The sequence below is a fragment of the Coleofasciculus sp. FACHB-542 genome (genome assembly GCF_014695825.1).
Taxonomy (GTDB): domain Bacteria; phylum Cyanobacteriota; class Cyanobacteriia; order Cyanobacteriales; family FACHB-T130; genus FACHB-T130.
This window is the reverse complement of sequence record NZ_JACJPB010000050.1, coordinates 26,971-41,730: the sequence shown is the minus strand read 5'-3', so window position 1 is coordinate 41,730 and position 14,760 is coordinate 26,971. Positions and strand designations below refer to the sequence as shown.

Here is a 14,760-nt window from a genome sequence, read left to right as displayed (position 1 = left end):
TGCAATGGTTTTTAATTGGTTCCGTCGTCAGTTTAGCGATAAAACAAGTGATTCCCAAGTTGAACGGGAAAAAACCGATGTAGAGACGCCAGATATTGCGTCTCTACAACCGGAAGCCGAAACCCAAACGTCAGAATCAACAACAGAGGCTCAGTCACAGCAGGTTGCTGAAGACCTGCTCAGCTACGCTAAGGCAGCCTACAAAAATATTCAGCAAAAACAGCAACAATCCCAGGGAGAAACGGCTCCAGCGGTGGCTGAGTCACCCGCCACTTCGGCAGCGAAACCCAGCAAATTAGAGACTGTTGCAGAAACGGCAGAAGTAGAAACGGCAGAAGTCAGCGTGGAGGCTGAAACGGCTCAATCAGTTGAGGCACCTGCAACAACGACGGTTGAAGCTGAGGCAGCGGAAACTTCTGAAACTCCGACACTGGCAGAAGCATCCCCGGTAGAAACAGTCCAACAAACAGAAGCAGAACCGACTCAAACGCTTGAACCCGTAGTTGAGGCAGAAGCACCGACGACAGATGAGTCTGGGGAGCCAGAAGTCGAGACAGCGATCGCCGAAACCGGGATTAATTTAGAAGCCACCCCCCCAGAAGAAGCCGCCCCCCCAGAATTAGAATCAGCGGAACCAGAGGTCGAGACAGCGATCGCCGAAACCGGGATTAATTTAGAAGCCGTACCCTCAGAGGCGTCACCAGAGCCAGCAGCGACTGAATCTCAGACAGATGAGACTGCCACTGCCCCGGTGCCTTTCTGGGCAAGGGAAGACCGACAGGCGCGGCTAGAACGCCTCAAGGCAACGGCGATAGAGACGCAAGAACCAGAACCTGTCAGGGCACCCGTGCAGCCAGCAGCGGCAACCGTGGAGACTGGATCGATACCCGGACTTACCTTCGATGAGGGCTTCATGTGGTCAGCGCAAGTGCTGGCAGCTCAAGGGCGTCGGGTGGAGGATGTTTCAATTGAAGAAATTACTTGGCTGAAGCGGCTGCGGCAAGGCTTGGATAAAACTCGTCGCAGCTTGATCAACCGACTGAAGGCAATTGTCGGTCAAGGGCCGTTGAATCAAGACGCGGTGATGGAGATTGAGGCGCTGCTGTTGCAGGCAGATGCTGGCGTTGAGGCGACAGACTCTATCATCAATACGCTCCAAAAGAGGCTGCGAGATGAGGTGTTACCGCCAGAACAAGCGATCGCCTACCTCAAGCAAATCTTGCGCGACTTACTCGACCAACCCATTCAGGAATCCTACAGCCCCACCTTTGTCCCGACAAAAGACACCCTGAATATCTGGCTGATGACTGGGGTGAATGGTGCAGGTAAAACAACTACGATTGGCAAAATTTCCCATTTAGCCCAAAAATCCGGCTATAACTGCTTAATTGGCGCTGCCGATACCTTCCGTGCCGCTGCTGTAGAACAGGTCAAGATTTGGGGACAGCGCAGTGGCGTTGAGGTGATCGCCAACCCAGGGCAGAATACCGATCCGGCTGCTGTTGTGTTTGACGCGATCGCGGCAGCCCAGGCACGGGGTACAGAATTACTCCTCATCGACACCGCAGGGCGTCTCCAGAACAAGAAAAATCTGATGGACGAACTGAGCAAAATCCGCCGTATTGTCGATAAAAAAGCTCCCGACGCCCAAGTAGAAGCCCTCTTGGTGCTTGATGCTACCCTCGGTCAAAATGGCTTACGTCAAGCACAAGTCTTCTCAGAAGCCGCAAAACTCAGCGGCGTCGTCTTGACAAAACTAGATGGAACGGCAAAGGGAGGCGTGGCTCTAGCGGTAGTGCAACAGCTTGGCTTGCCCATCCGCTTCATCGGTGCAGGGGAAGGTATAGAAGATTTACGTCCCTTTTCTAGCTACGAATTTGTAGAAGCCCTGCTGAGTGGCTGATAGTCTGCTAACCTAATTTTTTAGCTTAAAAAACCCGTTTTCTCGAAGAAAACGGGTTTTTGATATGTCAGCAACTTTGGGCATGAAAACCGACAGCCCCGAATATCCAGATAAACCGCCTTTTACCGACAGCCTAAAGATTCGCGAGTTACCACTTTCGTCTTTGAATTAACACCTGTTGCTCTGGCACACAGTTTTTTTACTTGGACACCATCTAAAATCGCATTAGAAAAGTCGGCACCTGTGATGTCCGCATCGTTAAAGCGCGATCGCAACATCATCGCGTCTTCAAACACTGCATCAGTTAAATCTGCATTTGTGAAGTCAGCTAAATAGGCGATTCCATTGGTAAAGTCTGCTCCATGTAGATTCGCCTTGCTCAACACTGAACCATTAAACACCACACCCCGTAAGTCGGCATTGCTAAAGTTAATATTTTCCAGGTTGGCATTGGAAAACTCAATTGCTTGTAAGTTTTGACCGGAGAAATCCTTACCCGTAAGTTCCCCTTGACTAGCTGAACGGGAAATGGAAGAAGAGCTAGCGGCGAGTGCTGAAGGGGAAAAACAGATAAGCACGAGTGCTAAAACCAATGCTGTTAGTCGGAGAAAATGCTTCATACTAGATCGATTTTTCACGAGCCGCTTGAAAAACTACAAGGATGTTTCGAGAACAGTCAAGTTCGCGACAATTAGATTAATCATGCCATGACTGGCTCAATGCTAGGTGATTGGATATTAGAGTTCCCGATCAGGCATTTTAAATTCGGATTTACTCAGCAAATGGCAGCGTTGCGGTTCAATTTCAAATTTTTGAACAAAAATTTCAGCTGAGGTGGACTCAACTTATGCCATTTTGGATGTTGGATTGACCGAAGCAATCTAGCAGGTATTTTTCGTGGTTAGAAATTATGCAAGTTCAAAGCCCAATGGTTTAAGGAGGTCGCGCCGCCGAAAAAGGAAGGGGATTCATACTTGGTTCATTTCTTTGCTCTGTTTGGGGCTAGCGATCGCGTTCTCCATTTATTCTCCCCAGTTTAGAACCAACTCCCCGCCTTCTGTAGCTTCCACTGAATTGCGGGGCGTTTGGTTGACCAATGTTGCTAGTTCCGTGCTATTTATGCCCTGGGGAGTCAACCGGGCGATGCACCAGTTATCTCAACTACATTTCAATACCGTCTACCCTGTAGTCTGGAATCGGGGACACACTTTTTACCCCAGCACTGTGGCAAGACGGAAGACGGGTCGCCCTCAAGACCAAGGGTTAGAGCTTCTGGGGCTGGGGCGAGATGTCCTCGCTGAGATAATCAAGCAGGGAAATCGACAGCAAATTCGAGTGATTCCTTGGTTTGAGTATGGGTTTATGGCTCCTGCGAGTTCAGAACTGGCGAAGCGCCACCCAGACTGGATCTCACTTCGTCAAGACGGCACCAAGAATATCTTGCCGGAGATTCTGGAACAGGGCTTGCGCGACCCGGCAAAGCCAAATGTTCAGCCTGCTTCTCGAAAAGTAGAACAATTTATCCGCAACCAGTTTGCCAGGAAAGTCGTATGGCTTAACCCCCTGCATCCAGAAGTGCAGCAGTTTATCCTAAATCTGATGGTTGAAGTCGTCACTGAGTATGATGTAGCTGGCATTCAGATGGACGATCACTTTGGCTTGCCGGTTGAGTTTGGCTACGACCCTTTTACAGTCGAGCTTTATCGGCAAGAACACCAGGGTAAAAGCCCTCCCACCAACCCCAAAGATGCTGAGTGGATGAGCTGGAGAGCAAACAAGATTACTGATTTTATGCAGCGCCTCTTTCAGTCTATTAAGTCTGTCAAACCTGGCTGCTTGGTGTCTTTGTCTCCTAACCCCTACTCTTTTGCTTACAGATTCTATCTTCAAGATTGGCAGACTTGGGTACAACGGGGTTTGGTGGAGGAGTTGGTACTGCAAGTGTATCGAGATGACCTAAAAAGTTTTTTGGCTGAATTGTCGCAACCCTCTGTGCAGATCGCGCGTCGTCAGATTCCAGTGGGTGTCGGGATCTTATCAGGCTTAGTGAGTCGTCCGGTTGACATGAAGCAGATTCAGCAGCAAGTTCAGGCGGTGCGCGATCGCGGTTTTAGTGGGGTATCCTTCTTCTACTGGGAAAGCTTGTGGGGTTATATGTCTCCAGAGCCACCAAAGCGACGCCGAGAGGCATTCCGGGCACTTTTTCCTGCCAGCGCTACACGACCCCAGGTTTTGCCATCCGGTAATCGGTGATGAACAATTAGCAATTAGCCATCCGCAATTAGCAATGACCAATGACCAATCGCCGATTACCAATTACTACATTTTTTGGTTCCAGTGGGTATCTGTCACCCTCGTAGGATTTTTAGTCAGTTTGTTGTGGATTGAGGTGGGTGAAAGACCCGATATTGGCGTTGTAGAGGGTGCAATCGGCGGGGTTGCGGTTGGTTTGGCACAAGCGTTAGTTCTCAGACAACGAGTTGAGGTGGGCAAAGGGATGCCAAATGCGATCGCGGGTTGGTGGGTACTCACCAGCGTATTGAGTTGGGGGTTCATTGGCGGCAGTGGTATCGGAGCCATCGGCTGGGTGGCACCCAGAACGTTACTATTTGAAGCCAGGATGATCTTTGGAATCCTTAATGGAGCACTGGCAGGCGCTTTGCTGGGGCTGCTGCAAGGGCTTGTCCTGTTTGAGCAGGTGCAAAAGGCCTGGATATGGATCTTGGTCAGTTCTGTCAGCTGGGCAATGGGGCTAGGGATGGGTTGGGCTGTTGGCGGACTGTTGCGCGAAGCGACGCGCTTATTCGTTAGTGAGGTAGTAGGTTTAGCCGTGGCATGGCTTGTTGTCGCTGCCATTACAGGCGTTGCCCTAATTGGCTTGCTGCGCTTTAAACCTGGCTGAGTTTTCTAGAATCTGTATCCGTAGATTAAATAATTAAAAGCGCTTAACTTAACTTTTTTTGCTTTCTTTCGTTTCTCAAAAGTGGCCTACTAAATGTTGGTAATCTAATACTAGGAAGAAAGTAGTTTTTATCAGCAACTACAGCAGGTTGCGACGTAATGAAGTACAACCTGCTGTGAATTTTCAACCTACACACGCGCTCTTTAAACTGGCACAGGTAATAATTTTGGCTCTCCTGAATTGAAACGTCAGTGTTGAGACACTTTTATAACAATTCAATTGAGTATAGGGTGTAAGATTGGCAATGCCAGCCCTACTCATAAAGCTGTGAGGTTTTCTCATGCTGGCGATCGCTCTTACTTTGGTAGTCCAAACCTAACTCTAGCCGAGGTTGTTGCTGGAAGTGTAATACCCTGGTTGCCGAGAGGGGGCGTATCCTTGAGTGACTATCCAAAGCTGAGTGCTTGGTGCGATCGCCTAATCGCACGAGAGACGTGGCAAGCGACTGAGGCTACACCAGAGCTAATGGAAGCGTTCAAGTCTCGCATGGCAGAGCGAATGGCACAGTAGAATGCAGTTTGAAAATAAAGGTAAACTGTTCAAAATCATCTCCTGCGATCGCCAAAAAGACAGAATGCGTGTTCTATTCATTTAAAGCTGGGGTTCCCAGAAACTCTCGCACTACCTTCAGGTAAGCTTCCGGTGCCTCTAGCATGGGGAAGTGAGCGGTATCGGGAATCTCAACATACTCGACTTTCTCACTTAATCCTGCTGCTTGTCGCCCCATTGCTGCGGGAATGATAATGTCGTATTCGCCAGCAACTAAAAGTGTTGGAACGGTAAGCTTGACGAACTCATTAGGCATCACTTCAGAAGCTTTTTCGCTAACTGAGGTAATCATGGTGCCTACAGCAGCTTGGTAATCTGCCATGAGAAAGTCATCTAAGAAAGCACGACTGATAGCACCGGGTAGCGGGCGATGCAAGAATCGCGCCATAAACATTCGGTCAACAAACGGAAGTTGATACAGCCAACGGGGACGGAATTTGACGACGTAACCGCCAAATTTATGAAAGGCTTTAAATGATTTTTCGTCGTATTCAAAAACGCCGCTACAGGTTAAGATTGCCTTGAATACTCGTTCTGGGTAGCTGTTTAGAAAAAAGACGCCGACAGATGCGCCCATAGAATGAGCATTGATGTATACGCGCTCCAGTTCTAAGGCATCTAATAAGCTTGCTAGGTCATCTGCGTATTCTTCCATTTCGTAAGTAAACTCTTCCGCTGTCGCAGGTTCGTCTGCTAGTGGAGACGAGATTTCTTCTGCTAAGGCGCTACCGTTCCCCACAGGCGAAAGTTTACGCGATCGCCCGAATCCTCGCATATCGTACAGCAAACAGTCAAACGTATCTGAAAGGCCTTTTGCAGGACTTTCCCAGTATCGAGAAGACCCCCCCCAGCCGTGTACGAAGACCATCACCGGCTTATTTTTACCTTCCTCGCTGGGTGTCTTAATCCACTCGTAATAATGGGCGATGCCGCGAACTTGAATATGAGCCATGTTGAAATTTTTGAGTTTTGAGTGATGCTTATTATGTAAAAAACCCGTCTTCGAGAAAGAAAACGGGTTTCTATATTATTTTCAGCTTTTTTGTCCCTAGGGCGAATACAAGCTTTAGGCAGATTCGGGCTTTGGCATCGAGGAGGGATGTACGATGAGTTCGGCAGTCGATCGCTTCTCGACCATTTCCCGCGTAATCATGCAGCGAGTCACATCCTTGCGGGACGGCAACTCATACATCACATCCAGCATCAGTTCTTCAACAATGCCGCGCAGTGCCCGTGCGCCTGTTTTCCGCCGATATGCTTCTTGCGCGATCGCTCGCAGCGCATCCGGCTTGAACTCCAGTTGCACGTTATCCATCTTCAGCAGCTTCTGATACTGCTTCGCCAAAGCATTCCGAGGCTCTGTCAGAATTGCCATTAGCGCCTCTTCATCCAGCGGATCGACGACCGCCACCACGGGCACCCGACCGATAAACTCTGGGATCATCCCAAACTTCACCAAGTCGTCCGGCTCCAGGTTCCGCACAATATCTGCTGTCCGCTTTTCTCGCGGTTGCCCTTCGCCACCTTGGACAAAGCCTATTGACTTTTTCCCAGTTCTCTGCTCTACTACTTTTTCCAGACCGACAAAAGCACCACCACAAATAAACATGATGTTGCTGGTGTCAATCTGGATGCAGTCCTGGTAGGGATGCTTGCGTCCACCCTGCGGCGGCACATTAGCAATCGTCCCTTCCAACATTTTCAGCAAAGCTTGCTGAACGCCCTCACCGGAAACATCCCGCGTAATTGAGGGGTTCTCGCTCTTTCGGGCAATCTTATCAATTTCATCTATGTAAATAATCCCCCGCTGGGCTTCCTCAACGTCGAGGTCTGCCACCTGTAGCAGTCGCAGTAGGATATTTTCTACGTCCTCCCCCACATACCCCGCTTCTGTAAGCGTGGTAGCATCCGCTACTGCAAAGGGTACATCCAGAATACTCGCCAGCGTTTGCGCTAGCAGGGTTTTTCCGCATCCCGTCGGGCCAATCAGAAGAATGTTAGATTTTTGCAGCTCTACTTGATCTTCCTGCCCACCTTTGCCACTGCCTTTAGACTGGATAAAACTCAGGCGCTTGTAATGGTTGTAGACCGCTACAGAAAGCACTTTTTTGGCTTCATCCTGACCAATGACGTGTTCATCGAGATACTTTTTCAGTTCTCTCGGTTTAGGAATTTGACTTAAAGAAATATTCCCCGAACGGGTTCGACGCTTCTGGGGAGGTTCGGCGCGAGGTACTGGTTGGGGTGCGGGTGCCCCAGAGTCCAGCAACTCCTCATCTAAAATTTCATTACATAGGTCAACGCATTCATCACAGATGTAGACTCCCGGCCCTGCAATTAACTTGCGTACCTGTTCTTGGGACTTGCCGCAAAATGAGCATTTTAGATGGGAGTCGTACTTAGACATACTTGCCTCTTACCTGAGTGAAGTAACAGTTGCTTCCGAGTGGGGAAGGTTCTGTCTGGAGATGACCTGATCGATCAAACCGTAATCTTTTGCTTCAGCAGATGACATGAAGAAGTCGCGTTCGGTATCTGCCGAAATTTTATCAAACGGCTGACCAGTATTTTGAGCTAGTAGCTCGTTCAGCTTTTGCTTATGATAGAGAATTTCTCTTGCTTGAATTTCTATATCAACCGCTTGTCCCTGAGCGCCTCCCAGGGGCTGGTGAATCATAATCCTGGAACTGGGCAAAGCCATACGCTTACCCTGCGCTCCACCTGCTAGCAAAAACGCACCCATACTGGCTGCTAAACCATAGCATATGGTAGCAACATCAGGGCGTATTTGTTGCATCGTGTCATAGATCGCCATCCCAGCTGTCACTGAGCCACCGGGGGAGTTGATGTATAGCTGAATATCTTTTTCTGGATCTTCGGCGTCTAAAAAGAGCATCTGAGCCACAATCGAGTCAGCCACATTATCATCAACCGGCGTCCCCAAGAAAATGATGCGCTCTCGCAACAGCCGCGAGTAGATATCAAACGCCCGTTCCCCCATTCCGGACTGTTCCACCACCATAGGGACGACGTTGCTGGGGAGTTGCGAGTAAATATTACTCTTCCTCAGGTTTGTGATTTCGTAATTCCGGGACAGAGATAAATCCATAACGAGCGAAACTTATATTTAAACGCTGCACTATCAGGTGAACTGGCGAGTGGCTTGTCACCACATACTTCCGTTATATCCGAATCCGCTGTATTTGACCATTCAGGACTGCGTGTGCAGATGTTGGGGCAATTTTTAAATTGCCCCGACACAAGGTTTATTCAACCTCAGACACCTCAGCTTCTAGTACGGATTCAGTAGCGGTTGCTTCTACTTCCGAATCTTCCGCTTGTGCCGCTTCTATTGCTTCTGGAGTGTTTGTTTCAGCCTGTTCCTCCGTCTCCTCAGGTGCGAGAGAGCCTTGGGGAACCAGTTCAATCGTGGCGTGTTCTTCCAGCCACTTAATCGCTTTTTCTTTGAGCAAATCGCCTTCGACAATGGTACGCAACCGTTCTAGGTCGATCTCTTGATCGGGGAACTGCTGGAGTAGCTCATTGACTCTGTCTGTCACCTCTTGCGGCTCGGTTTTGAGGGATTCGCGCTGAGCAATCTCCTCAAGTGCCAGAGTTTGTTTGATCCGCTCGATGGCTTCCGGACGCGATCGCACGCCCATTTGTTTTACCATGTCGGGAGTAAACACTTTCTTGACATCCATCCCCATCTGCCCCATCTGGATGATGGTTTGACGAAGCATGGTTTCAACTTCCCGCTGAATCAGGGTTTCCGGCAGGTCAATTTCAACTCTTTTCAAAAGTTCCTTGACAAGCGCTTGCTCTTTATTGGCTGACATTTCTTGATCGGCCTTCTCTCGGAATTTCTTCTCTAAGTCAGCTTGCAATTCAGCCAGGGTTTCAAACTCGCTGACTTCTTGGGCAAAGTCATCATCCACCGCCGGTAACTCTTTTTCCTTGAGGTCTTTGAGCGTGATGGTAAACATCGCTGTGCGACCGGCTAAATCTTGGCGATAATCTTCCGGAAACTTTACTTCTACTTCTTTGCTGTCTCCGGGATTCATTCCCACAATCCCATCGATAAATTCCCTCAAGAACCGCCCTTCTAACAGCTCTATTTGAGCGTCTTCTGCCTGACCCCCACTAATTTCTTCCTGTGCTTCATCTTCTTGTTCGCTGACAAAGCGGCTGGTATAATCGACTACCGCAACATCCCCCATCTGTGCCGGACGACCTGCCACTGGAATTAACGTAGCTTGCTCGACGCGACGCTCTTCTAAAAACTTCTCTATCGCACTGGAGTCATAGGGGACTTCTTCGGCTGTGATAGAGAGGTTGTTGTAATCGCTTAGCTGCACCTGCGGTTGGACATCTACCGCAGCTAAGAAAGTGATAGGTTCTCCAGGTTTAAACTGGCTGACTAATTCCTCGAAGTCAGAACGCAGCTCATAGTTACCAAGCGCCTCAATTGCTTCTTGCTTGAGAGCCTGCTGGAGACCATCTTGAATCAGTTCTTCCAAAGCAGTTGCTTTAATTCGGGTCGTTCCCAGTTGCTGTAGCAGGATCTGGCGAGGCACCTTTCCTTTGCGAAACCCAGGAATATTGGCTGAGCGTGCGAGCTTTTGAATCACCTGCTCGTAGGCATTTTTTGACATATCGGCTGGAATTTCAATTTCCAAGCCAATCTTGCTGGCGGGAAGCTTTTCCTGGGTAACTTTCATCAGTTAACTTCTCTCAAAACTCAGAGCGACAAGGTTGATAACAATTCGAGAGGGCGGGTATTGCAGACGTTTTCGGACGGTCGGTTCAAGCCAAATGGATACAATTTCTGTCTCAACCCCGTGATATCCTAGTTTTGCAACAGTTGGAGCTTTGGTAAATAAAACCTTACCTATCCCTCTCGTTGACATATTTGATGATAGTACATTGACTAAGCCATCGCTCTGTTGCGAATTCAATTTAGCTTGTTCGGGACTGGAAACTTCGACAAAGTCGGTGCTAAGCTGTGTAAAATTTCTTTAGAGATATTCGTTATATAACAAGCAACAGTCCATAAAAAGCGTCTTCCCGTACAAGCTCAAATTTCACGAAAAAAAATATTTAACTGTTTTGGCTCACTCTCATTAAAGCTTTTGACACCTACTATGTATTCAAGAGGAGGAACCATCTTTGTCTGATTCCTATCGCGTTGCCATTCTGGGAGCAACGGGTGCGGTGGGTACGGAGTTGCTAGAACTCCTAGAATCCCGTAACTTTCCGGTTGCTGAGTTGAAACTCTTGGCTTCTCCCCGTTCCGCCGGTCGAACTTTGCAATTTTTAGGCGAAGATTTGCCTGTAGAAGCAGTAGGCGATCGCTCGTTTGATAATGTGGATGTCGTGCTAGCTTCTGCCGGTGGGTCTACTTCTAAAGCTTGGGCATCGAAAGCAGTAGACGCTGGGGCAGTGGTGATTGATAACTCCAGCGCCTTTCGACTCGATCCTGGGGTGCCTCTCGTGGTTCCAGAGGTAAATCCAGAAGCAGCAGCAACTCATCAAGGAATCATTGCCAATCCCAACTGCACGACGATTTTGTTGGCAGTGGCGGTTTGGCCCCTGCATCAAGTGCAGCCAGTCAAACGCATTGTTGCCGCTACGTACCAATCGGCAAGCGGTGCGGGGGCGAGGGCAATGGAAGAAGTAAAAACCCACACTTCAGCAATTTTACGGGGAGAAGACCCGAAACCAGGCATTTTTCCCTACACCTTAGCGTTTAATTTGTTTCCCCATAATTCCCCGATGACCGATCTGGGTTATTGTGAGGAAGAGCTGAAAATGCTTAACGAGACGCGCAAGATTTTCGGTGCGCCCGATCTGCGAGTGACAGCAACCTGCGTGCGGGTTCCAGTACTCCGCGCCCATTCAGAAGCGATTAACCTAGAATTTGAACAACCCTTCCCGGTAGCAAAGGCAAAGGAAGTGTTAGCGAATGCTCCTGGCGTTAAGTTGGTCGAAAACTGGCAGACCAATTATTTCCCGATGCCCATTGAAGCCAGCGGTCGGGATGAAGTGTTAGTGGGTCGGATTCGGCAAGATATTTCTCATCCTTGTGGGTTAGAACTGTGGCTGAGTGGAGACCAAATTCGCAAGGGAGCGGCTCTTAATGCCATCCAGATTGCCGAATTATTGGTAGAACGGCATCTACTGAAACCAACAACCCCAGCTTTTTCTAAATAGTTTTTTAAGCGATTTACAACAGTAGGGGGCACAGTCGTTGTGTACCCCTACCAACAAACAACCCATCACAAAACTAATCACGAAAACAGGGAGGAGTTCAAAGAGTGTGGTAAATTTTGGGCGCGTTCTCACCGCAATGGTGACGCCGTTTAAAGAAGATGGCAGTGTGAATTACGCTGTTGCAGAGCAACTGGCGGCTCATTTGGCTCAAAATGGCAGCGATGCCTTAGTAGTATGCGGCACGACGGGGGAATCTCCGACGCTAACTTGGGATGAGGAATACGAGTTATTTCAGGTAGTGCAGCGGGCGGTAGCTGGCAAAGCGAAGGTAATCGCAGGTACGGGGTCAAATTCAACCAAAGAAGCGATCGCAGCCACCGAAAAAGCCGCTAAACTAGGATTAGATGGATCTTTACAAGTTGTTCCCTACTACAACAAGCCCCCGCAAGAAGGGTTGTATCAGCACTTCCTCCGCGTCGCCCAATCCTGCCCAGACCTGCCCCTGATCCTCTACAACATACCCGGTCGCACCGGACAGAATCTCCAGCCAGAAACCGTGACTCGTTTAGCAGAGATTCCGAATATTGTGGCAATCAAGGAGGCCAGTGGCAACTTAGACCAAGCGAGTCAAATTCGACGCACTACCCCCGCAGAGTTTCAGATATACGCTGGGGATGATTCCCTGACGCTGCCTTTATTAGCCATTGGGGCTGCGGGAGTTATTAGCGTTGCCAGCCATCTGGTAGGGACTCAGCTCCAACAGATGATCCAAGCCTTTGAAAACGGTCAACCTCTGGTAGCAACCGAGATTCACCTGAAACTTTTTCCCTTATTTAAAGTTTTGTTTTGTTCAACCAATCCTATTCCCGTCAAAGCGGCTCTACAACTGCAAGGTTGGAATGTAGGTGCCACTCGTCCACCACTCTGCCATCTCTCAGAGTCAGATAGGCAAATGGTAGAGGCTGTAATGACTCAGATGGCTTTGATGTAAGGCGACGGTTTTTTGAAAAACTGAATACATCCACAAAGGCAAGAGTAGAAAGGCAAACGGCAAAAAAAGACAAAGTAAAAAGATCAAAGACACAACCTTCTCTTTTTACTTGGGGCTTTTTACGTGCCAAAGCTGCCCTATCTTATGCAAATTTTCAACGATTTTGTATTGATTGACATTGATTGACTTAATAGAAGGAAACAAATGACTAAGAACGAAGTATCTGCACCCATCCTGAATAAGAACGAATCATCCGCACCCATCCTAAATAAGAACGAATCATCCGCACCCGCCCTGAAAGTGATTCCCCTGGGCGGGCTGCATGAAATTGGAAAGAATACTTGTGTTTTTGAATACAACGACGAAATTGTTCTATTAGATGCTGGATTGGCTTTCCCTAGCGATTCCATGCACGGCGTCAATATCGTCCTGCCCGATATGACTTATCTGCGAGAAAATCGCCACAAGATTAAGGGCATGATCGTCACCCACGGTCATGAAGACCACATTGGGGGAATTGCATATCACCTCAAACAATTTGATATTCCAGTCATCTATGGTCCCCGCCTTGCAATGGCGTTGCTAGAAGGCAAGTTAGAAGAAGCAGGCGTTTTAAACCGCACCACGCTCAAACGGGTAGGACCCCGCGACATGGTGCGAATTGGCGCTTCCTTCTTCGTCGAATTTATTCGCAACACTCACTCCATAGCGGATAGCTTCACCGTCGCTATCCATACTCCAGCTGGCGTCGTCATCCATACGGGTGACTTTAAGATTGACCACACACCTGTAGATGGCGAGTTTTTTGATTTACAGAGGCTGGCTGAATACGGCGAAAAAGGCGTTTTATGCCTGATTAGCGACTCTACAAACTCGGAAGTACCAGGGTTCACCCCTTCTGAGCGCTCAGTTTATCCCAATCTTGAGCGCTTTATCAGTCAAGCAAAGGGACGAGTGCTATTGACGACTTTCGCTTCGTCCGTCCACCGGATCAATATGGTTTTGGAAATCGCCCAAAAACACGGACGGGTAGTATCCGTTGTGGGTCGTTCGATGCTGAATGTGATTGCCCAAGCACGCAATTTAGGTTATATCAAGTGTTCGGACAATCTCTTCCAACCTTTGCAGTCGATTCATCAGCTGCCTGAAGACAAAGTGCTCGTTCTAACTACAGGTTCGCAGGGCGAGCCAATGTCAGCAATGACGCGGATTGCCAACGGCGAACACCGGCAAATTAAAGTCCGTAAGGGCGATACGGTGATCTTCTCGGCGAACCCGATTCCGGGAAATACCGTTGCAGTGGTTAACACCATTGATAAGCTGATGATGCAAGGTGCGAATGTCATCTATGGTCGTGATAAGGGGATTCACGTTTCCGGTCACGGCTGTCAGGAAGACCAAAAGCTGATGATTGCTTTGACTCGTCCGAAATTCTTCTTGCCAGTTCACGGCGAGCATCGGATGTTGATTCAGCACTCCAAGACTGCCCAGAGCATGAGCATCCCTGCGGAAAATATGGTGATTATTGACAATGGGGATGTCGTGGAGGTGTCTGAAGATGGCATCCGCGTCAAAGGTAAAGTTCCTTCTGGCATTGAGCTGGTAGATAATTCTGGCGTGGTGAAAGCCAATGTGCTGAAGGAACGGCAGCAGTTGGCTGAGGATGGAATTGTCACGATTGCAGCGGCAGTGAACTGGGAAGGCAAACTGAGTGCTAAGCCAGAAGTTCACCTGCGCGGTGTTGTGACATCAATGGAACGCGATCGCCTACAGGGAATTGTCCGCGAAACCCTAGAATCTCTTTTGGGCGATCGCTGGTCAGAATTCGCCCGCACCTTGGATGATGAACTTTTAGAAGTTGACTGGATAGGGCTGCAAACTCAAATGGAGTCTGCCCTCCAGCGATTGATCCGCCGCGAATTCCAGTCTTCTCGCCCGTTGCTCGTCTTCTTACTGCAAACTCCGGAAGAAGAGCCACCTGCGAAGGCTGCGGGAAGACGCCGCCGCCGTTCGACTGCGAAGGTCGCATCCTAATCAGGCAGATAGGGAGCTTGAGGATCGTTAATGTAGGGCGAGCGCGCAAAGCTTCCCTAACGCTAGAACAGATAACAGTGCAAAATTGGAGTTGGGAATAAAATTCCC

Annotated in this window: 12 protein-coding genes; 7 read left to right on the top strand and 5 right to left on the bottom strand. The window is 48.9% G+C overall.

Features of this window, described 5'->3' with window-relative positions; genetic code table 11:
• The first annotated feature begins 4 nt into the window (after nucleotides 1–4).
• Nucleotides 5–1,903 (top strand): signal recognition particle-docking protein FtsY, encoded by a 1,899-nt coding sequence (gene ftsY, locus H6F52_RS20055; protein ID WP_190536537.1) that lies wholly within the window; start codon nucleotides 5–7, stop codon nucleotides 1,901–1,903.
• 122 nt (nucleotides 1,904–2,025) lie between these two features.
• Here ftsY and H6F52_RS20050 read toward each other — a convergent pair whose 3' ends face one another.
• Nucleotides 2,026–2,523 (bottom strand): pentapeptide repeat-containing protein, encoded by a 498-nt coding sequence (locus tag H6F52_RS20050; RefSeq protein ID WP_190536536.1) that lies wholly within the window; start codon nucleotides 2,521–2,523, stop codon nucleotides 2,026–2,028.
• Between the two features lie 277 nt (nucleotides 2,524–2,800).
• Here H6F52_RS20050 and H6F52_RS20045 point away from each other — a divergent pair, with 277 nt between their 5' ends.
• From H6F52_RS20045 to H6F52_RS20035, 3 genes are all read left to right on the top strand, one after another.
• Nucleotides 2,801–4,156, top strand: coding sequence for a glycoside hydrolase family 10 protein (locus H6F52_RS20045; protein ID WP_347276235.1), 1,356 nt, complete (start codon nucleotides 2,801–2,803; stop codon nucleotides 4,154–4,156).
• Nucleotides 4,157–4,190: 34 nt separating this feature from the next.
• Nucleotides 4,191–4,805 carry a hypothetical protein gene (locus tag H6F52_RS20040; protein WP_190536535.1) on the top strand — a complete coding sequence of 205 codons (615 nt, stop codon included), beginning with the start codon at nucleotides 4,191–4,193 and terminating at the stop codon, nucleotides 4,803–4,805.
• A gap of 327 nt (nucleotides 4,806–5,132) precedes the next feature.
• Nucleotides 5,133–5,375, top strand: coding sequence for a glutathione binding-like protein (locus tag H6F52_RS20035; RefSeq protein WP_339380768.1), 243 nt, complete (start codon nucleotides 5,133–5,135; stop codon nucleotides 5,373–5,375).
• A 73-nt stretch (nucleotides 5,376–5,448) separates the two neighbouring features.
• Here the strand turns inward: H6F52_RS20035 and H6F52_RS20030 are convergent, their stop codons facing one another.
• The 4 genes from H6F52_RS20030 to tig all read right to left on the bottom strand — a co-directional run bounded on the left by H6F52_RS20030 (nucleotide 5,449) and on the right by tig (nucleotide 10,135).
• Entirely contained in the window at nucleotides 5,449–6,366 is a 918-nt protein-coding gene (locus tag H6F52_RS20030; protein WP_190536534.1) for an alpha/beta hydrolase, read from the bottom strand.
• A gap of 114 nt (nucleotides 6,367–6,480) precedes the next feature.
• Nucleotides 6,481–7,821, bottom strand: coding sequence for an ATP-dependent protease ATP-binding subunit ClpX (clpX, locus tag H6F52_RS20025; RefSeq protein ID WP_190414672.1), 1,341 nt, complete (start codon nucleotides 7,819–7,821; stop codon nucleotides 6,481–6,483).
• A gap of 9 nt (nucleotides 7,822–7,830) precedes the next feature.
• On the bottom strand, nucleotides 7,831–8,523 hold the full coding sequence (gene clpP, locus H6F52_RS20020) for an ATP-dependent Clp endopeptidase proteolytic subunit ClpP (protein WP_190528165.1): 693 nt from the start codon (nucleotides 8,521–8,523) through the stop codon (nucleotides 7,831–7,833).
• Nucleotides 8,524–8,680: 157 nt separating this feature from the next.
• Nucleotides 8,681–10,135 (bottom strand): trigger factor, encoded by a 1,455-nt coding sequence (gene tig, locus H6F52_RS20015; RefSeq protein WP_190414674.1) that lies wholly within the window; start codon nucleotides 10,133–10,135, stop codon nucleotides 8,681–8,683.
• A gap of 448 nt (nucleotides 10,136–10,583) precedes the next feature.
• On the opposite strand from tig, the gene H6F52_RS20010 reads away from it, so the two are divergent.
• The 3 genes from H6F52_RS20010 to H6F52_RS20000 all read left to right on the top strand — a co-directional run bounded on the left by H6F52_RS20010 (nucleotide 10,584) and on the right by H6F52_RS20000 (nucleotide 14,652).
• Nucleotides 10,584–11,627 carry an aspartate-semialdehyde dehydrogenase gene (locus H6F52_RS20010; RefSeq protein WP_190414675.1) on the top strand — a complete coding sequence of 348 codons (1,044 nt, stop codon included), beginning with the start codon at nucleotides 10,584–10,586 and terminating at the stop codon, nucleotides 11,625–11,627.
• A 106-nt stretch (nucleotides 11,628–11,733) separates the two neighbouring features.
• Nucleotides 11,734–12,618: a 4-hydroxy-tetrahydrodipicolinate synthase gene (gene dapA / locus H6F52_RS20005; protein ID WP_190536533.1), complete on the top strand. Its 885-nt coding sequence runs from the start codon at nucleotides 11,734–11,736 to the stop codon at nucleotides 12,616–12,618.
• Between the two features lie 204 nt (nucleotides 12,619–12,822).
• A complete protein-coding gene (locus H6F52_RS20000) occupies nucleotides 12,823–14,652 on the top strand; it encodes a ribonuclease J (RefSeq protein WP_190536532.1) in 1,830 nt (609 codons plus the stop codon).
• The last annotated feature ends 108 nt before the right edge of the window (nucleotides 14,653–14,760 follow it).